Annotated in this window: 18 protein-coding genes; 10 read left to right on the top strand and 8 right to left on the bottom strand. The window is 68.9% G+C overall.

The window, feature by feature from the left end:
- Positions 1–349 precede the first annotated feature (349 nt).
- On the bottom strand, positions 350–2,293 hold the full coding sequence (locus tag IT371_01545) for a protein kinase (GenBank protein ID MCC6746310.1): 1,944 nt from the start codon (positions 2,291–2,293) through the stop codon (positions 350–352).
- Between the two features lie 56 nt (positions 2,294–2,349).
- On the opposite strand from IT371_01545, the gene IT371_01540 reads away from it, so the two are divergent.
- From IT371_01540 to IT371_01530, 3 genes are all read left to right on the top strand, one after another.
- On the top strand, positions 2,350–2,850 hold the full coding sequence (locus tag IT371_01540) for a hypothetical protein (protein ID MCC6746309.1): 501 nt from the start codon (positions 2,350–2,352) through the stop codon (positions 2,848–2,850).
- Between the two features lie 72 nt (positions 2,851–2,922).
- Positions 2,923–3,837, top strand: a complete 915-nt coding sequence (locus IT371_01535) for a penicillin-insensitive murein endopeptidase (protein MCC6746308.1) — start codon at positions 2,923–2,925, stop codon at positions 3,835–3,837.
- Positions 3,838–4,013: 176 nt separating this feature from the next.
- Positions 4,014–6,359, top strand: coding sequence for a tetratricopeptide repeat protein (locus IT371_01530; protein MCC6746307.1), 2,346 nt, complete (start codon positions 4,014–4,016; stop codon positions 6,357–6,359).
- Here IT371_01530 and dnaK read toward each other — a convergent pair.
- The 4 genes from dnaK to IT371_01510 form a co-directional block, all read right to left on the bottom strand.
- A complete protein-coding gene (dnaK, locus tag IT371_01525) occupies positions 6,356–8,281 on the bottom strand; it encodes a molecular chaperone DnaK (GenBank protein ID MCC6746306.1) in 1,926 nt (641 codons plus the stop codon). The two genes, IT371_01530 and dnaK, sit on opposite strands and share 4 nt — an antisense overlap.
- A 172-nt stretch (positions 8,282–8,453) precedes the next feature.
- On the bottom strand, positions 8,454–10,901 hold the full coding sequence (gene lon, locus IT371_01520; GenBank protein ID MCC6746305.1) for an endopeptidase La: 2,448 nt from the start codon (positions 10,899–10,901) through the stop codon (positions 8,454–8,456).
- Between the two features lie 278 nt (positions 10,902–11,179).
- Entirely contained in the window at positions 11,180–11,377 is a 198-nt protein-coding gene (locus tag IT371_01515; GenBank protein ID MCC6746304.1) for a hypothetical protein, read from the bottom strand.
- 12 nt (positions 11,378–11,389) lie between these two features.
- Positions 11,390–11,647, bottom strand: coding sequence for a hypothetical protein (locus IT371_01510; protein ID MCC6746303.1), 258 nt, complete (start codon positions 11,645–11,647; stop codon positions 11,390–11,392).
- Positions 11,648–11,816: 169 nt separating this feature from the next.
- On the opposite strand from IT371_01510, the gene IT371_01505 reads away from it, so the two are divergent.
- The 3 genes from IT371_01505 to IT371_01495 are packed head-to-tail and all read left to right on the top strand — an operon-like array spanning position 11,817 to position 14,229.
- The gene (locus IT371_01505) at positions 11,817–12,641 is read left to right on the top strand and encodes a ParA family protein (GenBank protein MCC6746302.1); all 825 of its coding nucleotides are present in this window, start codon (positions 11,817–11,819) and stop codon (positions 12,639–12,641) included.
- Positions 12,638–13,504 (top strand): ParB/RepB/Spo0J family partition protein, encoded by an 867-nt coding sequence (locus tag IT371_01500; protein ID MCC6746301.1) that lies wholly within the window; start codon positions 12,638–12,640, stop codon positions 13,502–13,504. Before IT371_01505 ends, IT371_01500 begins: the two co-directional genes overlap by 4 nt.
- Positions 13,501–14,229, top strand: coding sequence for a TIGR02266 family protein (locus tag IT371_01495; protein ID MCC6746300.1), 729 nt, complete (start codon positions 13,501–13,503; stop codon positions 14,227–14,229). The genes IT371_01500 and IT371_01495 overlap by 4 nt, the downstream gene beginning before the upstream one ends.
- Positions 14,230–14,249: 20 nt before the next feature.
- Here IT371_01495 and folD read toward each other — a convergent pair whose 3' ends face one another.
- Positions 14,250–15,107 (bottom strand): bifunctional methylenetetrahydrofolate dehydrogenase/methenyltetrahydrofolate cyclohydrolase FolD, encoded by an 858-nt coding sequence (gene folD / locus IT371_01490; GenBank protein MCC6746299.1) that lies wholly within the window; start codon positions 15,105–15,107, stop codon positions 14,250–14,252.
- A 164-nt stretch (positions 15,108–15,271) separates the two neighbouring features.
- On the opposite strand from folD, the gene IT371_01485 reads away from it, so the two are divergent.
- Complete coding sequence (locus tag IT371_01485; protein MCC6746298.1) at positions 15,272–17,425, top strand: DUF1926 domain-containing protein; 2,154 nt, start codon at positions 15,272–15,274, stop codon at positions 17,423–17,425.
- Between the two features lie 19 nt (positions 17,426–17,444).
- Entirely contained in the window at positions 17,445–18,893 is a 1,449-nt protein-coding gene (locus IT371_01480) for a glycogen/starch synthase (protein MCC6746297.1), read from the top strand.
- Here IT371_01480 and sctQ read toward each other — a convergent pair.
- Together sctQ and IT371_01470 are read right to left on the bottom strand one after the other, a co-directional pair.
- Complete coding sequence (sctQ, locus tag IT371_01475; protein MCC6746296.1) at positions 18,884–19,918, bottom strand: type III secretion system cytoplasmic ring protein SctQ; 1,035 nt, start codon at positions 19,916–19,918, stop codon at positions 18,884–18,886. The two genes, IT371_01480 and sctQ, sit on opposite strands and share 10 nt — an antisense overlap.
- A gap of 133 nt (positions 19,919–20,051) precedes the next feature.
- A complete protein-coding gene (locus IT371_01470) occupies positions 20,052–20,834 on the bottom strand; it encodes a flagellar hook-length control protein FliK (GenBank protein ID MCC6746295.1) in 783 nt (260 codons plus the stop codon).
- A gap of 164 nt (positions 20,835–20,998) precedes the next feature.
- Between IT371_01470 and IT371_01465 the strand changes: the two genes are divergently transcribed.
- Both IT371_01465 and IT371_01460 read left to right on the top strand, forming a co-directional pair.
- On the top strand, positions 20,999–21,379 hold the full coding sequence (locus IT371_01465) for a PilZ domain-containing protein (GenBank protein ID MCC6746294.1): 381 nt from the start codon (positions 20,999–21,001) through the stop codon (positions 21,377–21,379).
- A 178-nt stretch (positions 21,380–21,557) separates the two neighbouring features.
- A complete protein-coding gene (locus tag IT371_01460; GenBank protein ID MCC6746293.1) occupies positions 21,558–25,712 on the top strand; it encodes a HEAT repeat domain-containing protein in 4,155 nt (1,384 codons plus the stop codon).
- The last annotated feature ends 19 nt before the right edge of the window (positions 25,713–25,731 follow it).

Genomic DNA, 25,731 nt, shown 5'->3' with positions numbered 1-25,731 from the left:
GAGCGCCCGTTCAGGACGCGACCCCAAGCCGGCTTGTAGCTTTTGTTTTTCGACGGCGCTCGCCGCCGTTCGAAAACACGCCGCGACACCGCCATCGGCGGCGGCGGATCTCGTCCCTCAAAGCAGTGCGTGGTGCCTTTCCGAGGATTCCGGAATGCGCAACGCAGCTTACGGTGCGAGCGTCGTGCGCTAAGAACGCGCGGCCTGGATCGAACCGCTCGGCGCGCGAACGGCCCCCCTTCGGCTACTAGGTGAGTAGAGGGTGAAGAATGCCGCTGTCGGAGCCAGAGGGGTCAGTGCGAGCCCTGCAACGGGGTCAGAAGTCGCTGGCGCTCGAAACGGTACGGAGCTACTGCGCGGTCCAGTCGCGGCGGATGCGCTGCAGTTGGCCCGGCGCGACGCGGATCTTCACCAGCTCCCGTCGCCCGATCTCGGGGTTGCTGAGCTCGACGCGGTGGCTCCCGCCGGCGATCTGGTGGCCGCGGATCGGGGTCTCGCCTATTTCCTTTCCATCCACCAGCACCCTCGCCCACGGAGCCACCACCACGTCCAACAGCCCTTGCCCTCGTGGCTTGCCGCTCGGACGAGAGGTCCGCCGGGAGGCCTTGCCGCGGGCTTCCTTGAGGGCCGGACCAGGACTCGCGTGACCATCCGCGGCCTCCGGGACAGGAGCAGATGCCGGGGCCTGGGCCGGGGTTGGGGTTGGGTCGTCCTGTGCGCGAGACGGCTGGCTGCCCGGGCGGGTTCCGTCAGACCCCTTCGGCTGGAGGGCCGCCGTCTCGCCATTCAATCGAAGCACGGTGCGTTCGAGGTCACCCAGCCGCACCTCGCTCACGGCCCTACGTGCTCCCAGCCGCGCCTCCAGGCGCAGGACGGTGCCACGCGCCCCCGCAAGGCGATGGGGCGACGGTGCGGCGATGGAGACTCCGTCCACCCGCAACGCAGCGCCCGGCGGATCGGTCTCGACCAGAACCATGGCCACGTCCGACCGCGTCTCCGACGGCGCGGGCCGCGGACGGGACGCCAGTCCGAGCTGCTCCGCCAGAAGCCAGGCGGCCGTCCCGCTGACCGAGAACGCCAGCAAGGTCGAGAGGACGATCAGCCCATAGCGCGGTCGCCCCCGCGGCGCGAGACGCCCCACGGTGGCCCCCTCCGGCTGAGCCTCGGCGAGCGACACCTCGCCCTCCTTCGGTCGAGCGCTCGGTTCGCTCGCGCCCTCACCACCCGGCGGGGCCAGCACCCCTACCTCATCTGCGGCGAGGAACTCCGGGAGCCCCGGGTCTTCCCCATGGGTGTGCGTCGGCGCGTCGGGCGGCGCTTCGAACCCTCCCCACCCGTCGACGGGGGTCGCCAGCATCTGGGTCTCTTCCCGTTCCCCTCGCTCCGCCTCGCCCGGAAGCAGGAGTTTCAGGAAGCGCGCGACCTCCAGGGAATCCTGCACGCCGGCAAACCGGCTCAGATCGGAGAGCGCCTCGGCCGCGGTGGCGTATCGCTGCTCGGCCCGCGACGCGAGCAAGCGCGTCACCACCGCCTCGAGCTCGACCGGTACGTCGGGAGCGAGGCTTCGAACCGGCGGCGCCTGCGCGCGCCGCACCTGCGCGATGAGCTCCGCCTCGCTCGCGCTCCCCTGGTACAGACGCTGCCCGGTCAGAAGCTCCCAGATCACGACCCCGAGCGCGTACAGGTCCGTTCGCGCGTCGACTCCCGACCCGTCGAGCTGCTCCGGCGACATGTACGTCAGCTTGCCCTTGACCACGCCGCTGTTCGTGGCGCTCGCCAGCGCAGCCATTTTCGCGATACCGAAGTCCGTCACCTTCAGCTCGCCGGAAAACGAGAGGAGCAGGTTGTGAGGGCTGATGTCCCGGTGAACGATGCCGAGTGGCTTTCCTCCCTCGCTCCGGGTGTGCGCGTAGTGCAGCCCCTTGAGCGTCTCCACGCCGACATGGAGCGCCAGCGTGCGGGGGAGCGCCATGGAACGCCTGCGCGCCACCTGATGGACGCGCCGCAGGTCCGTGCCGTCCACCCACTCCATGGCGATGTAGTAGACCCCCGCCACGTGGTCGAAATCGAAGATCTGGACGATGTTCGCGTGCTGAAGGCGGGCCGCCAGATGGGCCTCGTTGATGAACATGCGGACGAAGTCGGGGTCCTCGTTGAACGCGGGAAGGATGCGCTTGATCACCACGTGCTTGACGAAGCCCTGCGCGCCGTGCGTCTTGGCGACGAAGACCTCCGCCATGCCGCCGACGCCGATGCGTCGCACGAGCTCGTACTTGCCGAAGCGTTCACCCATGTCGCCCAGACCCCCGAAGGTTGGCTCGCGGTCGGCAGCCGTCGTATCATCACCCCATGCGTTGCGGCAGTGCGACCTGCGTGATCCTGACTTCGATCACCTTCGCCCTGCCCGCCGCCGCAGAGCCCTATGGAAGTTACAGTAACTCGGAGCTTGGCCTCAAGGTCGAGCCCCCCGAGGACTGGACCCTGACCCTTCAAACCGGGTACCCGCGCATCCTGGCCGTGCTCACGAGCTCGCTGGATCCCGCCACCGTGAGCGTGGCCGTCGAGGACCCGTCGTGGCGACGCCCCCTCCGCAGCCAGGTCGCAGACAACAACCGCATCCTGAGCCAGCGTGGCTTCCGCGTTCTCTCGACGAACCCGACGCAACGCGCTCAGCGCACGGGCTGGGAGGTCGTGGCCCAGACGCGCGACGGCCGCAGCGAGCTTCGGCAGGTCTACTTGGAGGTCCGTGGCCGCGCGGTCGTGTTCACGCTCACGGCGCCACGCGACCGGACCCGTCGGCCGCGGCAGGATTTCCTGCGCCTGCTGGACAACGCGCAGCTCGCGCCGTGAGGCGCGCTATCGCCGACCCACGACCCCGTCGCGGAACTTGCCCCCGTAACGCGCGCCACCAATAATCCGATCATGGGTCGCTGGCTCGCCTCCCCCCTGCTCGTCGGACTCGCGGCCTGCGTTGGCCCAGGCTTACTCACCGATGGAAGTTCGGTCTCGGTCGGTACCCACTCCCGGGGTCTACTGCGCCGTGGACACAAGCTCCCTGCCCGAGGAGAGGGCTACGTCGTACCCCCGCGGTGGCTGAGCCGGGACCGAAGCTACGGCACCGACGAGCTCGTCTCCCTCATCCTCCGGGCCGCCCGGCGGGTGGAGCGCCAGCACCGCAACGCTATGCTCGGGGTGGCCGACCTGAGCCCCCGCGGCGGCGGACCGTCGCCCGAGCACCTGTCGCACCGCTCGGGTCGTGACGTGGACCTCATCTATTACACCACGGACCTCCGGGGCAAACCGGTGCTCCCTTCGGAGATGCTGCACTACGACGAGTCCGGGCTGAGCCGCTCCGATTCGGCGGAGGGAGCGGGCGGGATCTTGACCGGCGCGGCCGCGTACTGGCAGCGGCCGCCACCGACGGCCGAAGGTCCGGCGGGAACGCCACCGCCGCGGCGCCTGGACGTCCAGCGCACCTGGGCCCTCGTGCGCGCGCTCGTCACCGACCCCGAGGTCCACGTGCAGTGGATCTTCATCGGTCGCACGGTGGCCCGACAGCTGCTCGCTCACGCACAGCGTATCAACGAGCCGGCCTGGGTCGTAGAGCGCGCGGAGAGCCTCATGCACCAGCCCGGTGACGCCCAGGCCCACGACGACCACGTCCACGTACGGGTCTTCTGTCCGCTCTCGGATCGCCAGCTCGGCTGCGTCGACCGCGGGCCACCACGCTGGATGAAGAAGAGCCTGAAGTACAGCCACCTGCCACCCTTCCGCCAGGCCACTCAGGTGGACCTACAGCAGCTCACGCTCGCCCCTATTCGGTACCCCTTCCTCTAGTCCCCGACGCGCGCTCTCCGCATCGCTGCGTGGCGGAAGCTCGCGCTCCGCGGGGCGTATCACCCCGGTAACGAAGACGGTGGCAACGGCGGGCGTGCGTCTTGTCTGCCAGTCTGCTTGCTCGTACCATCGAGCGTTCGTCGTTGCCGTCTGTGTCTTCCCTGCGAGGAGCGTCCATGAGGTCCATCGTCGCCACGTCCGTGCTGCTGGTGTCTTTCCTGCTCGCGCCTGAAGACGCGGGGGCCAAGAAGACACGCAAGCCCAAGACCGGCCCGGCAGCCGAGCAGCTGCTGAAGCAAGGGGACGCCCTCGCGATGGTCGGTAGCTTCGACGAGGCCGCCAAGGCCTACCGCAAGGCGCTTGACGCCGACGCCAACTTGTCGCTCGCGAAGGTGCGCCTGGCCCATTGCCTCTGGAAGGCGGGCCAGGTCGCCGAAGCGCTCAAGCTCCTCGAACCCATGGCCGCCGAAGCGAACCCGAACGTAGACGGCCTCAGCTTGCTGGCGGACATCTACCTCGACGCGAAGGAACATCAGAAGGCCGCCGGGGTGCTCGAGAAGCTCGTCGCCCGCCGCAGCTCTGACCTGTCTCTGAAGCTCCAGCTCGCGCAGTGCTACCGCCAGATGGCCGAGGGCGGCAATGCGGAGGCGAAGACGAAGGCCATCGAGCTGTTCGCCGAGATCGAGAAGTCCGCCAGCGACCCGCACCTCCGCCGCACCGCAATGGAGGCCGGACTCACCATGCGGTTCGGCGAGCTCGGCAAGCGCATCCTCGTGGCCAAAGAGCAGCTCGCCGACGGCAAGGCCGTGGAAGCGCTTCGGGCTCTCAACACGATCGCCGCCCAGAACAGCCAGGTGGGCTACGTCCATTACCTGCGGGGCCTCGCCTGCCTGAACCCCTCGGTCGACGACCGGAAGCAGGCCATGACCGCGTTCGGCAAGGCCAAGGGCGTCGCCGACGCCGACTTCCAGCTCGGCGTCCTGCACTACGAAGAAGGCGATCTGAAGAAGTCTGCCGAGCGCTTGAAGGCCGCCATCAAGGCCGACGCGACCCACCAGCAAGCCCACTATCAGCTCGGACTTCTCTATCGCGAGGAAGGGCACGACAAGAAGGCTATCGACGCCTGGCAGAAGGCGGTGAGCCTCGGCCCGGGCACGCCGATCGCGCAGTGGGCGCACACCAAAATGCAGGTGCTGACGGGCAGGATCCAGGCGCTCGCCGCGGGCCAGGTCATCGACCCGGCCTCGGAGATCCTGATCGGGAAGCGGACCTGCGAGCTGATCGAGAAGCGATGGCCGGTCATCAAGGACCCGCGCCTCGAGCAGCGTCTCACCCGCATCATGGACCGGCTGCTCGTCCATTCGGACCGCCCGAAGCGGGATCTGCGCTACCAGATCGCGGTCATCAACGTTCCGGTGGTGAACGCGCTCACCGTGCCGAACGGCAAGATCTACTTCTTCACCGGCCTCGTGGACCTCATTCGCACGCGCATGGGCGACAAGGATGACGCCTACGCCGCGGTGCTCGCGCACGAGATCTCGCACAACACGCTGCGCCATGGCAGCGGCATGATCAAGATGGCCTCCACGCAGAAGGACTACCAGAGCTTCTGGCAGCTCATGATGCTCATGAACGCGCTCAGCCGCACCCACGAGTTCGAAGCCGACCAGTACGGCGTCCTCTACGCCTACCGCGCGGGATACGACCCTTCCTATTCCGTGCTCCTGCATCAGAAAATGCTGCAGAACAAGGGCGAGATCCCGAAGGGGATGACGCATCCGCAGCACGCCGAGCGCATCGAGCGGCTGCGCGACTACATGCTCGAACTGCGGGCCAAGGTGCGCAACTTCAACAAGGGCGTGGAGGCCCTCAAGACGAAGAAGTACGACGTGGCCGTGGACCACTTCGAGATCTTCCTCGGCGTGTTCCCTGACAGCGCGGCCGCCCGGAACAACCTGGCGGTGGCGCTCCACGAGAAGGCCCTGATGGCCACGGAGGCGGCTCCGGTCTATCGCCGCAGCACGGACATCGACCCCGAGGCGCGCATCAAGACCATCAAGCTGCGCAGCACGGCCGACGAGGAGCGCCGGAGCCGCAAGCTCAACAAGCGTCTGCTCTGGGAGGCGGCGGGCGAATACGCAATGGTGCTGAAGAAGGACCCGGGCTACGCGCAGGCGCACAGCAACCTCGGCACGGCGCTCTCGGACCTCGGGGACCTCAAGCGGGCGAAACAACACCTGCAGAACGCGTTGAAGGTGAACCCGCGCTACAAGGAAGCGATGAACAATCTAGCCATCGTCCTAGCGCAGCAGAACGACCTGAAGGGTGCGGCCGCGCAGCTCCAGCACGCGGTCAAGCTCGACGGCAAGTACGCCTGCGCCTTCTTCAACCTGGGGCTGGTGCTGGAGAAGCTCGGCAACAAGGTCGAAGCCGCGAAGGCCTGGGAGAAGTACGTGGCCCTCGACTCCACGAGCGGCTGGGCCACCGTCGCCCGTGCCCGCCGCGCCGCGCTGAAGATCTAGTCCTTCGCTTCCTCGAACTCCGCGTCGATCACGCCATCCTTGGGGCCGCCGTTCCCCCCCGACCCGCCGGGCTTGCCGCCCGTTGCGCCCCCCGTTCCGGTCGAGGCACCCCCTCCGGCTGCTCCCGCGGCACGGTACATGGCCTCCGCCATGCGGTGCGACGCCTGCTCGAGCTCCTGCAGGGCGGCCTTCATCTGATCGAGATCCTCACGCTCCATCACCTTGCGCCCCTGCTCGATCGCCGCCTCCACCCGCTTGCGGTCCTCCTCGGCCACCTTGTCCCGGTTCTCGCCGAGCAGCTTCTCCACGTTGTAGACCATGGAGTCGAGCTTGTTCCGCGTGTCGATCTGCTCCCGCTTGCGCTTGTCGTCCGACTCGTGATCGGCGGCCTCGCGCACCATGCGCTGGATGTCCCCCTCGTGCAGCCCGCTCGACGCCGTGATCGTGATGGCCTGCTTCTTCCCCGTGGCGCGGTCCGCCGCCGTCACGTTAACGATGCCGTTCGCGTCGATGTCGAACGACACCTCGATCTGCGGCACGCCGCGCGGCGCCGGGGGGATGCCGTCCAGATGGAAGCGCCCGAGGGTGCGGTTGTCCCGCGCCATGGGCCGCTCCCCCTGCAGCACGTGGACCTCCACCGAGGGCTGGCTATCGGCGGCGGTCGAGAAGACCTCGCTCTTTTTGGTGGGGATCGTCGTGTTGCGCTGGATGAGCGTCGTCATCACGCCGCCGAGCGTCTCGATCCCGAGGCTGAGGGGCGTCACGTCGAGCAGCAGGATGTCCTTCACGTCGCCGGCCAGCACGCCCGCCTGGACCGCGGCCCCGAGCGCCACCACCTCATCGGGATTGACGCCCTTATGGGGGTCCTTGCCGAAGAACTCTTTCACCCGCTGCTGCACCATCGGGATGCGGGTGGACCCTCCCACCAGCACTACCTCGTGGATGTCGCCCGAGGACTTGCCGGCGTCGGAGAGCGCCTTTCGACAGGGCTCCATCGTCCGGTCGATGATGTCGGCGATCATGCGCTCGAACTGCGCGCGAGAGAGCTTCATCAGCAGGTGCTTCGGTCCCGTCGCGTCCGCCGTGAGGAACGGCAGGTTGATCTCCGTCTCCGTGAGCGAGCTGAGCTCGATCTTGGCCTTCTCGGAGGCCTCCTTCAGCCGCTGAAGCACCATCTTGTCCTTGGAGACGTCAATCCCCTGGTCCTTGCGGAACTCGTCGGTGAGCCACTGCATGATCCGGGCGTCGATGTCGTCGCCACCGAGGTGCGTGTCGCCGTTCGTGCTGATCACCTGCACCACGTTCTCGCCGACCTCCAGGATGGAGACGTCGAACGTCCCCCCCCCGAAGTCGTAGACCACGATGAGTTCGTCCTTCTTCTTGTCGAGCCCGTAGGCCAGGGCGGCGGCCGTGGGCTCGTTCACGATGCGCTTCACGTCCAGGCCGGCGATGCGCCCCGCGTCCTTCGTCGCCTGCCGCTGCGAATCGTTGAAATAGGCTGGGACGGTGATCACCGCCTCCTTCACCTCTGCCCCCAGGTAGTCCTCGGCGGCGCGCTTCAGCTTCTGCAGCACCTTCGCCGAGATCTCGGGAGGCGAGTAGCGCTTCCCACGCACCTCGACGTGCGCGTCGCCGTTGTTCGCCCGCACGACCTTGTAGGGGACGCGGCGGCACTCGTCCTGAATCTCGTCGAACTTCATGCCCATGAACCGCTTGACGGAAAAGACGGTGTTCTCGGGGTTCGTGATGGCCTGCCGGCGTGCGATCTGTCCGACGAGAACCTCGCCCTTGTCATCGAAGGCAACGACCGAGGGAGTCAGCCGCCCCCCTTCCTCGTTTGTGATCACCTTGGGCTCTTTGCCCTCCATCACGGCGACCACGGAGTTGGTGGTGCCGAGGTCGATGCCAATCATCTTGCCCATAATCTTCGCCTCCGACGTAAGTCCTGCCGGGCTAGGGGCTCCCGGCCTCCAGGTGCAGGGGTCAACGTAAGCCTTTTCACTCAGATGTCAATCGGCCCAGCGAGGCGCCGGGAAGGGACGTCCGCGAGGCCCCCGAGCTCCCGCATGGAGAGCGACCCGGAGGCCCTCGCGGCTAGATAGCGGCTTGGGGAGGGGGCTCGGTCGCCGGTACGGCCGGCGGCAGCGGCGCCCCCTGTTCCCCGGGGACCTCGGCCGCGGGCGCGGCGTTCAGGCCCAGCAGCGGGAGCACCTCGTCCACGCGGCGCACGAACACGATCTCGAGCTCGGTCCGGGCCTGCTCCGGGATGTCCGGAAGATCTTTCTGGTTACGATCGGGCAGGATCACCTTCTTGATCCCCGCCCGATGGGCCGCCAGCACCTTCTCCTTGATCCCCCCGACGGGGAGCACCATCCCGCGGAGGGTGATCTCGCCCGTCAGCGCCACGTCGGGTCGGACCCCCACGCCGCGCAGCAGCGAGCAGATGGCCACGAACAGCGTGATGCCCGCCGAGGGTCCGTCCTTGGGAATCGCGCCGGCGGGGATGTGAACGTGGATGTCCTGCTTCTCGAGGAAGTTCTCGGCAATCCCGAGTTCCTTGGCGTGCGAACGGACGTAGCTGAGGGCGGCCTGCGCGGACTCCTTCATCACGTCCCCGAGCTGCCCCGTCAGCACCAGGTTCCCCTTGCCCGGCATGCGCGTGGCCTCGACGAAGATGATGTCCCCGCCCACCGGCGTCCAGGCGAGACCGGTCGCGACCCCCGGCTCGGCGGCTCGCTCCGCCACCTCGCTGAGATGCTTCTGCGGGCCGAGAAACTCGGAGAGGTTCTCCATCGTGATGGAGGGAAGAGCGCCCTCGGCCACTCCCCCGGCGACCTTCACTGCGCAGCCGCGCACGACGTTCGCGATCTCCCGCTCCAGATTGCGGACCCCCGCTTCACGCGTGTAGCAGTCGATGATCTCTCCGACGGCCTCCTGCGTGATGACGAGCTGCTCCGACGAGAGCCCGTGCTCCTCGAGCTGCTTCGGCACGAGGAACTGGCGCGAGATGGCGAGCTTCTCGTCTCGCGTGTAGCCGGGCAGCTCGAGGATCTCGAGTCTGTCCCGAAGCGCGGCGGGGACCGGGTCCATGAGGTTCGCCGTCGCGATGAACATCACGCGCGACAGGTCGAAGGGAACCTCCAAATAATGGTCCGAGAACGCGTTGTTCTGTTCCGGGTCGAGCACCTCGAGCAACGCCGCGGCCGGGTCGCCGCGGAAGTCGTGTCCGAGCTTGTCGATCTCGTCCAGCATGAACACCGGGTTGATCGTCCCCGCCTTCTTCATGTTCTGGATGATCCGGCCGGGGAGCGAGCCGACGTAGGTCCGCCGGTGGCCGCGAACCTCGGCCTCGTCCCGCACGCCGCCCAGCGAGACGCGGATGAACTTCCGGCCGATGGCCCGCGCGACGCTGCGGCCGAGGCTGGTCTTCCCCACGCCGGGAGGTCCGACGAGGCAGAGGATGGGACCCTTCTTGTCCGGCTTCAGCTTGCGCACCGCGATGTACTCGACGATGCGCTTCTTCACCTTGTCCAGGTCGTAGTGGTCCTCGTCCAGCACCTTCCGGACGTTGGTGATATCCAGATTGTCCTCGGTCGAGGTGACCCAGGGGAGCTCGACCAACCACTCGAGGTAGGTCCGCGTGACCGTGTACTCGGCGGACGAAGGCTGCATGACCTTCAGGCGATCCAGCTGCTTGAAGGCCACCTTCTCCACGTCGGTGGGCATCTGCGCCTTGGCGATCTTCTCCTTGAAGTCGTCGAGGTCGCCTCCGGCCTCGTCGAGTTCGCCGAGCTCCTCCTTGATCGCCTTCAGCTGCTGGCGGAGCACGTACTCGCGCTGGTTCCGCCCCATCTCCTCCTGCACCTGGGTGTTGATCTTCTCGCGCACCTTCAGGATCTCGAGCTGCCGCGAAAGGAACGCCAGCACCTTCCGGAGCCGAGCCTTCAGGTCGAAGGTCTCGAGGATCTCCTGCTTTTCCTCGACGGAGATGTCCAGGTTCGAGGTGATGAGGTCCGAGAGCTGCCCCGGCTCCGACACGCTGTCCACCAGGGCAGCAGCCTCCTTGGGCAGCTCGGGCATCAGCTTCACGACGCGCTTCGCGATGTCCTTCAGGTTGAGGACCAGCGCGTCCAGCTCGACGTCGGGCTTGGAAAGATCGGGAGCCGGCTGGACCCGCGCCACGATGAAGGGGTCGCGCTGCGAGTAGTCCACGATCCGGACGCGGCTCACCCCCTGCAGGATGACGCTGAAGTTGTCCTTGGCGAGCTTGATCACCTTCAGAATGCGCGCGGCGCAACCCACCGTGTAGAGGTCTGCGTCCGTGGGATCCTCGGTCCGCGCGTCGCGCTGGGTGAGGATGCCGATGACCGGCCGCTCCTTGCTGATGGCCTCTTCCACGAGTCGAACGGACTTCTTCCGCCCAACGTCGATCGGAATGATGCTGCCGGGGAAGAGTACAGAGTTGCGAAGCGGCAGGATGGACAACTGCTCTGGAATCTCAACCGGGCCCTCGGGACCCCCCGGGGCTTTTTGTGATGTCATCACGAGCTCCTAGATGCTGGCGAGACGAACCTACGGGCGCAGTGGTCACCTGTCAAGCAGCAACTGCCTCGGAAACCATCGCCTTACGCGCCGCTCCTCCACTCGGATAGCGGCCTGTGGAAGGTAGCGTGGTCGGCACGCCGCGACAAGAAGGACTACCTGGCGGGAGTGATAAGGGGTGCGGTGGCGGGCGGGGGGGACCGGAGATACCGCCCGCCACCGCTGGCAAACTCGTCGCTGCGCGCGCGGTCAGAGGCGCGCGCGTGGTAAGTGCACCATCAGCTCGGCGCGGGGCACAGCTCGTCGAGCTCGTCGGAGAGAGCGGCATCCGAGACCCCGATGCGCTCCTCCTCGAGCTCCGCGGACAGCATCTCGTCCACCATCGCGGTGATGGATCCATATAGCTGGTCGAGGCGGCTCAGCTCCGCGCGCTCGAACTCCTCGAACGATCGATAGACCCTTGGGAACAGCTGCATCGTCGTGCCCCTTCACGCGCGCGCGTCACCGCGCGGCTCGTAGACGCCGGACTCGTCCAGACGTTCGCCTTCCGCAAACCAACCTTCGATGAGAGATGCGTCCTCGCCCCACGGCGAGCTCCCCTCGCGCCTCAGACTCTCCAGCGTCCCCACCTCTGAGAAGTAGCGGCCGAAGGGCTGCCGCTGCGGTGGCACGGCGGTGAGCAGCTCCCACCAGTACTGCGCGTCCCGCCCCCGTAAGCCCTCTCTCCCTCGCGTGCCCCTGGCCATCTCCGCCGAACCTCCCGACATGAAGGTTTGTGTCCTACATCTGCTCACACCTTACCTTTCCGCGGCGAAGGGGTCAAAAATATGGCGCTGCAATTGGCCAATGCCTTGTAAACACAAAGCCAAATCCTCCTTTCGCACGCTCCTGCTTCGTGCTACACGAAGACGGCTCATGGCGCACGTCATCGCGGTCGCGAATCAGAAGGGCGGGGTCGGCAAGACCACGACCACCGTCAACCTCGGGGCCTCGCTCGCCGCGGCCGAGCAACGAGTCCTCGCGGTGGACATGGACCCCCAGGGGACCATGAGCTCGAGCCTCGGGTACCCGAAGGCTGCCGTTCAGGCCCACGTCTATCACCTGCTGACCGGCGAGCTCGGACTGGACGACGTGCTCCTCGAGACGGAGCTCGAGTTCCTCAAGCTCGTGCCGGCCCAGACCGACCTCATCGGCGCCGAGATCGAGCTCGTGGATGCCGAGGATCGGCATCGCCGGCTCTTCGACGTGCTGGAGGCCGCAGCCGACCGCTTCGACTACGTCCTCATCGACTGCCCTCCATCCCTCGGCCTGCTGACCCTGAACGCCCTCGTCGCCGCCCAATCCGTCCTCGTCCCCTTGCAGTGCGAGTACTTCGCCCTCGAAGGACTGAGCCACCTGCTGACCACCATCGAGCGTGTTCGCGGTGCGTTCAACCCATCGCTGGACCTAGAGGGCATCCTGCTCTGCATGTATGACAAGCGAACGAACCTCGTCCGGCAGGTGGCCACCGAGGTGCGGCAGCACTTCGACGGTCAGGTCTTCGACACCGTCATCCCCCGCAACGTCCGACTGAGCGAGTCGCCCTCGTTCGGCAAGCCGGTGCTGCTCTACGACATCGACTCGGCGGGGTCGCGCGGCTACCTGCAGCTCGCGCAGGAGCTGATGCGCCGACACGCCTCCGCCACGAACCGCCCGGTCGCGCGCACGCGAGCGGAGCGCGGGCAGGACAGCCGTCGATGAGCGTGAAGCGCAAGGCCCTCGGTCGTGGCCTCTCCGCGCTGATCCCGGACGCGCCCCAACGCCGCAGCGCGGGGGGGACGGAGTACTTCGTCTGCCCCATCGAGCTCATCACCCCGCAGCACGGCCAGCCGCGCCGGTACTTCGACGAGGCCCGCCTCGAGGAGCTCGTCGCCTCCATCCGGGAGCAGGGGGTCGTCCAGCCGCTCGTCGTGCGGCCAGCGGGCGCGGACAAGTACGTCCTCATCGCCGGAGAGCGACGCTGGCGCGCCGCGCAGCGGGCCGGACTCCACCAGGTCCCGGTCGTCATCCGCGACGTGTCGCCCGCACAGGCCTTCGAGCTCGCGCTGGTGGAGAACCTGCAGCGCGAGGACCTGAACCCGGTCGAGGAGGCAGAGGCGTATCAACGCCTCATCGAGGAGCACGGGCACACCCAGGAGCAGCTGGCGACGCGCCTCGGTCGCGACCGTTCGACGGTCGCCAACACGCTCCGCCTGCTGAAGCTGCCCGAACCCGCGCTGCGGCTGCTCGCTGCGGGCGCACTGAGCACGGGTCACGCCCGCGCGCTCCTCGGACTCGAGAAGCCGAAGGTGCTCGCAGCCGCGCTCAAGGACGTGCAGCAGCGAGAGCTCTCGGTCCGGCAGACGGAGGCTCTGGTTCGCAAGCTCCGGCAGTCCGACGGCGCGCCGAAGGCTGCCGCGGCACGCCCCATCTCGGCGAACGTGAAGGACCTCGAGGAGCGCCTCACCCGCAGCCTGAAGACGAAGGTGCGCCTGGCGCACACCGCCAGCAATGCGGGACGGATCGAAATCTCCTACGGTTCGCTGGACGAGCTAGACCGCCTGCTGGAGGTCTTGATCCGGTGAGCGGCGCCGACACCCGCAGGTTCCGTCGCGTACCGGTGGTCATGGAGGTCCACTACCGCACCACCGGTTCCTTCCTGATCAGCTACTCCATGAACCTCTCCAAGGGGGGGCTGTTCCTCGAGACCGCGGACCTCCTACCCTCCGGCAGCACCTTGCGCCTGCGCTTCACCGTGCCCGGCACGAACCATCCCTTTGAGACGGAAGCCAAGGTGATGTGGCTGCGCGAGGGGACGAGCGACGACGGACTCCCCTCCGGCCTGGGCGTCCAGTTCGACCGGCTCGACGACGGCATCGGCGAGCTCATCGACTCCCTCGTCAAGGACTTCGCCGGGGTTCGACTGATGGCCGCGGCCGGTGATCCGGGCGCCGCGGAGCGCCTCGGCCGGTATCTGGGCAGCATCCTGCACTGCAACGTGATCACGACCGGCACGGCGGCCGAGGCCTTCGCCCGGCTGGACGAGCGCACCGAAGCGGGAGTCGCCGCCCCCCCCGACCTCGTCGCGATCGACCTCGACTCCCTCGGCGAGGTGGGACTCACGCTCCTCCGAGCCACGAAGGGCATCTCACCCGCACCGCCGGTCGTGGCGCTCAGTCGAGACCCGGCGACCGCTCGTCTCGCACTCGATGCCGGGGCCGCCGCGACCCTCGCGAATCCCCCGAGCTACGAGCGCATGCGGCAGCTCGTGCTGGACCTGCTCGGCCGTCCCATGGGGACCAAACGCTGATCGCGGCTTGCAGTCCGCGCCTACGCCGCGTCGTCGATGCGCCGCCGGGCCGCCGCCACCGTATTCGAGAGCAGCATGGCGATCGTCATGGGCCCCACCCCGCCCGGCACCGGCGTGATGGCGCGAGCGCGCTCCGCTGCCGCGTGGAACTCCACATCCCCGACCAGCCGGTCCCCGACGCGATTCATCCCCACGTCGATAACAGTCGCCCCCTCCTTGATCCACTCGCCACGAATCAGCTCGGGCCGACCCACCGCGGCGACGAGGACCTCCGCCCGGCGCACGAGCTCCTCGAGGTCCCTGCTCCGCGAGTGCGCCATCGTGACGGTGCAGTCCCGCGCGAGGAGAAGCTGCGCCATCGGCTTGCCCACGATGTTGCTGCGCCCGATCACCAGCGCGTCGGCGCCGCGCAGCGGCGTCTTCGCTTCGTCGAGGAGGTGGAGGACGCCGAGCGGCGTGCACGGCACCACCGTGGGCTGACCCAGCATGAGCCGTCCGACGTTCAGCGGGTGGAAGCCGTCCGCGTCCTTGCCGGGATCGATGCGGCTGAGCACAACCGCGGCGTCCAGGTGGGCCGGCAGCGGGAGCTGCACGAGGATGCCGTGCACCTGCGGGTCGGCGTTGAGGCGCGCGACCAGCTCTAGCAGCGCGGCCTGCGAGGTCTCGGCGGGCAAGACGTGGTCGAAGTGCGCCATGCCGGCTTCCGAGCACGCCCGCGTCTTGTTGCGCACGTACACTGCCGACGCGGGGTCGTCGCCCACGAGGACCACCGCCAGGCCGGGACGCTCGCCGCGCGCCGTCAGGCGATCCACCTCCCCTTTCAGCGCCTCGCGAACCTTCCGCGCCGAGGCTTTGCCATCGATGATAGTGGCGGGCATGCCCTCTCCTCCGAGCGCTACGCGACGAGGCGACGTGCCGAGGCCTCGTTCGCGCCAGGCGGTCCCACTCGCGGTGCCCGACCCTCTACCCCATTTCCACTCGCGTTGACACCCCTTTCGGCACCCGCCTATAGTCCGCCGCAGTCAGAGGAGCGGCGACGCCCATGGGTACCGTAACCCTGCTGTTCGGCATCCACAATCATCAGCCCCAAGGCAACTTCGACCATGTCTTCGAACAGGGCTACGTCGACTGCTACCGCCCGCTCCTCGACGCCATGGCCCGACACCCGAGCCTGCGCTTCAGCGTCCACCACTCGGGGCCGCTGCTCGAATGGTTCGAGGACCACCACCCCGACTATCTCGACCAGCTCTGGGCTCTCGGGCGGACGCGCCAGATCGAGCTCCTCGGCGGCGGGTTCTACGAGCCGATGCTCTCCGTGCTCCCGGAGGCCGACGCGCAAGGGCAGCTGCGCATGATGGCGGACTACCTCGAGCAGCACACGGGCGAGCGCCCGCGTGGCATGTGGCTCGCAGAGCGCGTCTGGGAGCCGGGGCTGGCCCGCACGATCGCCAGCGCCGGGTACCGCTACACGCTGCTCGACGACGGTCACTTCCTGGCCGCCGGGATGCAGCGTCCGATGCGCGGTTACTACGTCACGGACAAGGCCGGGCTGCCGCTCTGCCTCTTTCCCATCGCGATGGAGCTGCGCTACGCGATCCCGTTCCGTCCCGCAGAAGAGGCCATCGATCTCCTGCTCCGCATGGCCGACGCGAGCGGCGAGCAGGACGTGGTCGTCACCTACGGCGACGACGGCGAGAAGTTCGGCATGTGGCCGCACACGAAGGAGTGGGTCTGGGAGAAGGGCTGGCTCGAGCGATTCCTGACGCTGCTCGAGGCCAACGGCGACCGGATCCGCACGGCCACCTTCAGCGAGACGCTCCAGCGGCATCGACCGTCGGGCCTGGTGTACTTGCCCACCGGCTCCTACGACGAGATGGGCGAGTGGTCTCTGCCCGCGGCGGCGCAGCACCGGCTCCACGAACTGACTGAAACCATCGACCAGCAGGGGCGCAAGGACACCTGGGGCCCGTTCGTTCGCGGAGGCATCTGGCAGGGGTTCCTCGCCCGCTACCCCGAAGCCAACTTCATGCACAAGCGCATGTGCTTCGTCAGCGACCGCGTCGCCCGGGCCGTGGCGCAGGCAGGGAGCCACGGCGCGCTGCAAGAGACGGCGACGCTCGCGGTCCGTGAGCTGTACCGGGGCCAATGCAACTGCGCCTACTGGCACGGCCTCTTCGGAGGGCTCTACCTCGGCAAGCTCCGGAGCGCGGTGCACACCCACCTCATCCGCGCCGACCGGCTCGCCGCAGAGGTGCTCGGCACGCGGTCCGCCGTCGAGCTCGAGCTCGCGGATCTGAACGGTGACCTCCTCGACGACGTCTACGTCTACGGTCCCGAGCTCGGTGCGATCGTCGCGCCCGGCCTCGGCGGAAGCCTGCTCGCCATCGACGACCGACGTCGCGATTTCTGCGTCACGGACGTGTTGAGCCGGCGGCCCGAGGGCTATCACGCGCGCATCCGCGCCCTCGCGCAGCAGGCGAGCGCCCCGCAGGAGGGGGAGGCCCCGCAGTCGATCCACCACATCGCCACGCTGAAGGACGAGGGGCTCGCCGACCTTCTGGTCTACGACCCCCACTCGCGCACGGCGCTGCTGGACCACTTCCTCCCCGAGACGACGAGCCTCGGCGCGCTGGCCCACGGAGCAAGCGATGAGCTGGGGGATTTCGTCCACACCCCCTACCAGCTGCTGCGCGCCATCCCAGGCGATGCGGCCGAGATCAGTCTCCAGCGGCAGGGGCACGTTCGCTCCCCCTACGGCCGCGCTCCCGTCACGCTGCGAAAGCAGCTGAGTGTCGAGCAACGACGCATCACGGCGGCCTACCGCTTTCACACCGAGGCCGACCTGGGGCACGTCCGCTTCGCCACGGAACTGAGCCTGGTTCTGCCGTCGGGTCCGCACCCCGACGGACGTCTCTCCGTCGTGAGCTCCGACGAGCGCACGGAACGTTCCGTCGTGGCCTCGGGCGAGGCCTCGCAGGTCACGCGCATCGAGCTGCGCGATCCCTTCACCCCCTTGACCGTAGCGCTGTCGCTTTCGCCGGCGGCGGACGTCGCGTACTTCCCGCTCGAGACGGCCTCGCAGTCCGAATCGGGGTTCGAGCGCACCTACCAGGGGACCGTCATTGTCGTGGGGTGGCGCTTTCCGCCCGGCGGAGCCGCCACCTTTGAACCACAGGTCCAGCTGGAGCTGCTGTAGCTCTCGCGCAGGAGAACCCATGCAAGTGATCTTTGTCGCGGCCGAGGTCGCCCCGTTTTCCGCGTCGAGCGAGCTCGCGGAGGTCGTGAGTCAGCTCGCCCAGAGTCTCGCGGAGGAGGGCACGACCGTCACCATCGTCGCGCCGCTCTTGCGCGGCATCTCCCCCGAGCGCTTCTCGCTGGCCCGCCGGCTCATCGAGCTGCAGATCCCCGTCGGCGGCGAGAGCGTGAAGGTCGGCGTCCTCGAGGGGCGGCTGCCCTCGAGCAACGTCCCGGTCGTCTTCCTGGACCAACCCGGCATCTTCACCGACGCGACCATCTCCGCAGGAACGGCTGGCGGCCATCGCGCCGCGTACCTCCTCGCGCAGGGAGCGCTCGAGCTCTGCCCGGCCTACCGGTGGCAGCCCGAGATCTTCCACGCGGTCGGCTGGCCCGCGGGCCTGCTACCGCTCCTCGCCGCCCGGCGCTACGGAGATGGGCCCGGCAGCCCCACCCGCGTCTTCACCTTCGACGACGCGTCCGCGACCGGCTGCTTCCCGGCCGCGATCCTCGACGAGCTCGCGCTGGGGCGCGAGGACTTCCATCCGGACGGGCTGGAGCTCCACGGTCAGGTCAGCCTGCTCAAGGCCGGAGTGCGGTGGGCGCACGCCGCAACGACCATGAGCCAGACGCTCGCGGAGCGTCTCCCGACCGAGGCGGTCGGCGGCGGGCTGCACGGCTTCTTCGCGGCGCATCGGGCTCGCCTCTGGGGCATCACTCCGGGGCTGAACCTCGGCGCCTACAACCCGGCCAGCGACCACCGCCTCGCCGCGCGCTATGACGCGAAGGACTTGACCGGCCGAGAGGCGTGCAAGCGAGCCCTCCAGCGCGACGCCGGGCTCCCGCTCCGCGCGGATGCGGCGCTTGTCGGCGTCGCCGCACCCACGGCAGACCAGGAGGGCATGGGGCTCTTCCTGGCGGCGGCGCGCGACTGGCACGGTCTCCGGGCCCAGTTTGTAGTGCAGGGTCCGCTCGACGAGGCGGCGCTGGCGGCCGTGCGGCAGTGGGTCTCGGCCAGTCCCGAACAGGTAGCCTACCGGGAGCGATCCGATGACCTCGCGCTGCGGCAGTTGCTCGCCGGCGCGGACTTCCTGCTCGTGCCGGACCGCCGCGTCACGACGCGAACGCAGCAGCTCCTGTCGAAGGCGCTCCACTACGGTGCCGTCGTGATCGCGCACGACTTCGCCGGCGTGTACGACGACACGATCATCGTCTGGGACGACCCGAGCCTCACCGGCACGAGCTTCCTCTTCCCCGAACTAACGGCCGAGGCTCTGCTGGTGGAGACGCAGCGTGCCCTGGCCTCCTTCGACAAGGATTCGTTCGCCGACCTGCGGCGGAACGGCATGCGCCAGGAGCCCTCCTGGGGCCTGGCCGCCCGGCGATACGCGGACCTCTATCGACGCGTACGCCCGCAGCCTCAGTCATAGACCTCTAGCAGACGAACACCCGCCTCGCCCTCCACGTCGACGAGCTCCCCCCGAGCGACCAGGCGGCCGCCGACCCGGAGCTCCACCTCGGCAGAGACCGGACGCTCGAGCGTGAGCACGTCGCCCGGCCCGAGGTCCAGCACCTGCGCGGCCATGACCTGAACCCGCCCCACCTCCACCGTGATCTGCACCGGCAGGCGGTCGGCGAGCTGGTCCCCTTCCACGGTCTCCTTGGACATGATGCTCACTCCCTGCGAGAAGGGCCCGTCGATGCTGACCGTGTCCCCCTGGACGCGCCCAGAAAACGATCCGTCGGCCACGAGCACGCGCACCGGGCATCCAGCCACCGCTCGAGGAATGCCAGCTGCAACGATGAGGTCGCCAGGCTCCACGCTCTCGAGCTCGGCGAGGGGGACCGAGAACGCTCCCGCCGCGATCGCGAGCGGCACCTCGACCGCGCCGAGACGCCCCAGGCGCTGCCTTCGTGCCCGACGCCGGGCCTCTGGGGAGCTCGGTTGCACCCACGGTTCGGGGAGGAGGAGCCACGCGAGCCCCGCATGATGCGGGAGCACGAGCTGCACCTCCAGGGCTCGGCGCGGCAGCTCTGCCTCCCGCGGAGGGCGCGCTCGCGCCGGACCGACGGACCAGGGACAACCGTTACCTAGCTGGTCCACGAGCGCCGCGATGGCATAGGTCAGAAGCCCGAGCTCACCGGCAGAACGCGCCGCGTGGACTCCCGTGAGCGGCACGCGGAGAAGGACGCCCAGGACCCCTGCCGTCACGCGCGCGTCGAGGGCCAGCCAGGCGAGCTGGCCGGCTGGCCCGTGCAGCGGGATCCAGGCCGTCGCACGCCCGGCGAGCCTCGGAGCGGCCTCTCCTTGCGGCCGCAGCCCGGCCACGCGCGCGGCGATCTCTCCGGCGGGCACCCCGAACAAGGCGGAGGCCCACCGCGCGAGCGCTCCTTCGGCCAGATCTCCGAGCTCTCGCCGCAGCAGCGCGGCTGCCGCCGCCGACTCGCGGGACACCCTCGGAAGCAGCTCGTGTCGAAACGGTCTCACCAAGGCGTCCGCATCTTACCCACCCGCGCAGCGACGGCACAATGGGATCGCCGCCAGGCCGCGGTGCTTCCCGTGGGCAAAGGCCTTGGCCGCGGTCGGATCAGGTTACGAAGCCGCCCCCGTCCGAAGTGCGCACGGCACGCCGTCCGCTCTTGGCTGCACGCCGCGGGACGCCGCCGGACGCCGTAGACTCCCCTTCGTCCGGCCAGGGTGCTCCTCCAGGATTGCGGTCGGCCGCCCCGTCGTGACGGGAAGGATCGAGCTGGACCGTGAGGGCCGCCAGGGAGACGCCTCGCGCCTCGAGCGCGGACTCCAGCAACGGCGCCGCCGATTGCAGCGCGCGCAGATCCGCTGCGTCACTCACAGCGAGGCTCGCCCGAAGGCGACCGCCTTCCATACGCAGGTCAACCCCCACGGGGGCCATCGCGGCGGCCTCGACCCGCATACGCACCCCCGTGGCCGAGCCCAACTGGTAGACCTCCACCCGCCTCAGGAGGTGCTGCGCCAGGTCTTGGAGGTCGCCCGCCGCGGACGGCGGCAGCGGCGCGACGCGCATCGGGGCCGGGTCAAACCCCGCTCGCAGCGCGCCAACGGTCCATGGATCCAGCAGGGGCCCCTCGGCCGCGGGACGCTCCGGCTTGCCTTGAGGCTGCGCGTCCCGGGTCTCGACGCGGCTGGGCGAATCCCCTGGTCCGCCCTCGGCAGGCGGCGCGGAATCGCTCGAGGACCGAACCTCCGCTCTCTCCGCCGGCGGGGTTCGCAGCACGTCGGAAAAGCGCAGCGCCCCGCCTCCCGCGAGCCCACCGCCTCCGGTGATGCCTTGGGAAAGCCCGGCCAGGCGGTCGTGGAGGCGGGTGGTCCCGTCCGATACGATCGTTTTCATGGGCACCTCTTCGGCGACCCGGTCGGGTGCGTTGCGCGGAGCGAGAAAACTGGCGCGCGGGGTATTTTGAGTACATTGTCCTACATCATCCCCTTGAACCCGGCTTGTACTCCACCAGCCTGGAATCATGGGACAATGCGTCATATCGGCACCAGGAGGACGGCATGGGCTCAGCAAATCGACGAGGCGGCTTCCGCATCCCCTTGCAGATGCTCATCAACGAGTACCGCGCGGACCACGCCCAGCGGTGCCTCACCATGAACGTGAGCGCGACCGGCCTCTATCTGAATCGTCTGGTGCGGCCGGCCAGCCGCGACGGACGGCAGGTGGCGCTCGAGTTCGAACTGCCGGGCACCGGCGAGACGATCTGGGCCGCGGGAGACGTGCGCTTCGACCACCACGACCGCCACTTCTACGGTACGGGCGTGCACTTCCGCGCGATGGCCCGTGGCCACCACCGCATGATCCAGGACTACCTGGCGGAATTCCGGGCGCGCGAGCTGCAGCGGCTCCTCTCCGCGGTTCGCCGCAACCGCCGCTCCTGACGCGAGGGCGCCTTCGCCCTACCCAGCGCTCCGCGAACCGCGGGGCCAACCCGCCAAGCTCCTCCCATCTCCACCGTACTAATGCACAAGCAATGCGAGCTTAGCCCGCGCAGGAAATGAGCGCGGGTGACCCCTCGCGATCGGCCCTATACTTACGGCTCAGCGAGATCACGCACGCATGATCGTCGTTCGGCTTGTCGTCGTCCTTGTGCTCCTCGGAGCGGCCGCCACCGTCCGCGGGGACGACTGGGAGGTCACCCGCTCCCCCTTCGACCCGCGCGTCGTCGCGCGCTACAAGGCTCTGCTCGCCCGTAACGCCGGTGACGCCACATCCCTGTCGGCGCTGGTCCGGCTCTATCGCCAGCACCGCTCCATCGCCGCTCTGGTCGCGGAGTACCAGGCCCTCGCCCGAGCGCATCCGGCGAGCGTCCCGCACCAGCTCGTCCTCGCGCATCTGTACCGACGCGTCGGGCGGGCCACCGAGGCTCTCGCCCAGTACGAGCGCGTCGCGAAGCTCTCCCCGAAGAACGCCAGCGTCGCCGCCGCGCTCGGGGCGCTCTACGGCAAGGCGGGCCGCGCGACCGAAGCCATGGAGGCCTACCGCCGCGCCGTGACGCTGTCCGGCCGCCCCGGCGAGAAGAAGACGCACCTTCGCACCATGGCGAACCTCGCCCTGGCGCAACGTGACGTGAAGGGCGCGATGAAGATCGTCGAGGAGCTGCTCGGGCTCGACCCACGCAACACGATGCTACGCACGGAACTGGCCCAGCTCCTCGCGAAGAGCGGCCAGGAGCGACAGGCCGTCGACCTCTACCGCGAGGTTCTGAAGCGCACGTCGGAGACGGCCACGCGCGCCGAGCTGCTCAAAGAGATCGGCACGCTGCTCCACCAACTGGGGCGCGACACCGAGGCGGTCGACACCTTTCAGAAGGCGATGGGGCTCGCCGCCCGCGGGCACTACCTGCAGCGGGAACTCACCGATCGCATCATCGACATCTATCGCAAGAAGGACGACCTGAAGGGCCTCATCACCCACTACGAGAAGACCTGGAAGCGCCGGGGTGCGTTCGAGCATCAGGTGCTCGGGCGGCTGTACGAGGAGACGGGCGACGAGGCGAAGGCGCTCAAGGAGTATCGGTCGGCCCTGGCCCTGGCCCGGCAGGAGCTGGACGTGCGCGTCCGGCTGATCGGGCTGCTCGACCGGATGGGACGCGACAAGGAAGTCGTCGCAGAGTATCGAACGCTGGCCCAGCTGGCGCCCGGCGAGGCGAAGTACCACCTGGAGCTGGCCAAGCGCCTGCATCGCGCGGGCGCGGTGGCCGAAGCGACGCAGGTCCTGGATCGCCTCGGCCAGAGGTTCCCCTCGGACGCCTCCGTGCACTCCGCGCTCTCCGACCTCTTCAGCCGTTGGGGCGACCAGAAGCGCGCGATGCGGGAGGCGCAGATCCTGGTGCGCATCGAACCCAAGGACGACGGCCACCTGATCAGCCTCGGGGAACAGTACTTCGCCTCGGGACAGAAGAAGAAGGCGGTCGAGGTGTGGCGCAAGCTCCTGACGACCGTCAAGGAACGGCACCAGGCGCTGGCGAAGCTCGCGGAGGTCTACGCCCAGCACGACCTGACCAAGGAGGCCATCGACCTCTACCGCAAGGCGATCAAGCTCGCGCCGCACGAGGTCGGCTACGCCAAGAGCCTCGCGGCGCTCCTCGAGCAGAAGCGCATGAACAACGAGGCCATCGCGGCGTGGGAAGACGTGCTGAAGAAGGCGCAAGGGGACGGCCATCGGCAGAGCCGCCGTGAGGCGCGCACGCGGATCCTCGACATCCTCGCGCGCACCTACCAGCTCCAGTTCCGCATGCGCGGCTACCAGATGCTGTTCGATCGGAATCCGCCCGACGTGGACGCCGGGCTTTTCCTGGCGGAAGGGCACCTCAAGCTCAAGGCCTACGAGCTGGCCGCGACGGCCTATCGGCGGATTCTGCAGCACCACGCGACCCACGCCGAGGCGATGGTGGCGCTCGAGGCCGTCTATCGACGCCAGCGGAAGCTCGCCGAGGCCGTCAAGCTGTTGAAGAGGCTCGCCGAGCTGCAACCAAAGAACGCGCGCGAGTACTACCAGCGCATCGCCAACCTGCAGGTCCAGCTTTCCAACGACAAGGAGGCGCTGCTCTACGCCCACAAGGCGATCGCCGCGGGACCGCACGACGCGCCCGCCTATCTGCGCCTCGCGCAGCTCTACGAGAGGCGCCAGGACTTCCAGTCGGCCGTCCAGGCCTACCGCAAGGCGCTGGAGATCAACCCGGCCCTCCATCGCGTGCACTTCGCCCTGGCACGTCTGCAGACCTGGCGTGGGGAGTACGACGACGCGGATCGCATCTACCGCCAGCTCGTCCGCTCCGGCCAGACCCCCGAGGTGGCGCAGAAGGCCTTCCAGCTCGCGCTCGATCTCTGCGGGTACCTGGGACGCCTCGAATCCCTCGAGCGCGACCTCGTGCCGCTAGCGCAGGGCAGCGGTCAGCATGCGGAGGTCTACCGTCGCATGGTGGTGGAGGTGCTTCGTCGGCGGGTCCCGCCGCTCGTCCGTCAGGCGCGCTACGGATCGACGCCCACGCAGCAGACGGCGCGGGCGGAGCTCCGGCGAATCGGGCAGCGCTCCCTGGGCCCCCTGCTGGACGAGCTGGCCTCGGGGAGCACCGGGCAGCGGGAGCTCGTCCGCATGCTGGGCTACCTGGGGAATCCCGGGGCCGTCCTTCCGCTGTTGCGCGTGGCGGAGCGGGAGGCCGACGAAGAGGTCTTCACCATCTACGGCTCCGCGTCCTCGTACTACGGCGGCGGGTATTCCCACATCTATAGCGCGGCGTACGGGGGACCCGGCCTCGGCAGGTCCGAACAGGCCTCCGGTCGCATGGCCCTGCGGCTCGAGGCGCTGGTAGCCATCGGACGCCTCGCGGACGGGCGCGCTGTCCCGGGCCTGGTACGGCTCCTCGGCAGTCGCGAGGGGGCCCTGCGCGACGCCGCCGCGTGGGCTCTCGCGCAGCAGCGCGACTCCAAAGCCCAGGCCGCCCTCTTCAAGGCGCTCGGGGATTCCCGCCCCTCCGTGCAGCTCATGGCCTGCGCGGGGCTCGGCGCGCAGCAGAACCGAGAGCTGCGGCCCGTCCTCGAGGAGGTCCTGCACGACGGCACGCGCAGCGAGCGGGTCCGTGCCGCCTGCGCCTGGGGTCTCGGCGCGCTCCGCGACCCACGCGCGCTCGGGAGTCTCGTTCAAGCGACGGACGCACCCGACGACGAGCTCCAGGCGAGCGCCGCCATGGCCATCGCGCGGCTCGGCGACCGGCGCGGCGCACCGCATCTGGTGCGAGCGCTCTGGGTAAAGCGCCCCACCGTCCGCGCCGCGATGCTCCGCGGCCTGTCGCTGTTGGGGGCGACGACCTCCGCTCCTGCGCCTGGGCTAACGATGCCAGAGATCTCCGTGCGCCAGGGGCAGGTTGACGTAGACGCCTTCGCCGCGCGGCTCTTTGCCGCGGGCGCCGAAGTCGACTCCCTCGGGGCCGAACAACTCGCGTGGGTCATCGAGCAACACGGCCCGCTCCTCCTCGAAGGACTCAAGAGCGCGCTCGACCGCCATCGAGACGTGGTGCTTCGCGCGCTCCACGACCTGGATGGGCCCGGTGGCCGGTTGGGTCTCGGTCCCTTCACCTCTGGGCTGGAGCGTCTCGACAACCGACGGCGCCAGCAGCTCGAGCGAACCATGGCGCACCTCGGGATGCGACTGGAGAGCCCCCTCGCCCGCTTTCTTTCCCACGGCGACTCCGCCCTCCGCACGGCCGCGCTCACCGTCTACGCCAAGCTGGCTCGCCACCCGCTCCTTCCCCTGCGTCGCGCGGCGCAAGGTGCGAACTGGTCCACTCGCGTGGCGGCGTTGCGAAGTCTGGAGGTCGCCCGGGCGCGCGGCGTCATCTCGTCGAAAGACCTGCTCGCCGACGCGACACGTGCCGCCCGTGGAGCTCACTACCGGGAGCGGGAGGCGGCAGCCGAGGTCCTGGCCAGCCTCGGCAAGCCGGGGCGCGAGCTCCTCGCAACCCTGAGTCGGGACGCGAACGGCTTCGTTCGGGAGGCTGCACTCGTCGCGCTCGGACGGTCAGGGGACGCCGAAGGGGCCTCGTCGCTCGTGGCCGGCCTCTCGGACGAGGCGACCCACGTCCGCGCCACAGCCTGCAGGGTCCTCGGCACGCTGCGCCTGCCGGGCACTCGAGCGGCCGTGACCACCAGACTGCGCGACCCCTCCGCGCGGGTCCGCGCCGCGGCGGAAGCCGCCCTCGCCCATTGGCCGTGAGTGTGTGAGGCCGACTCGC

It is taken from the genome of Deltaproteobacteria bacterium, from assembly GCA_020848905.1.
GTDB lineage: Bacteria > Myxococcota_A > Polyangia.
The sequence above is the reverse complement of the archived record's forward strand: the minus strand, read 5'-3'. Positions and strand labels throughout refer to the sequence as shown.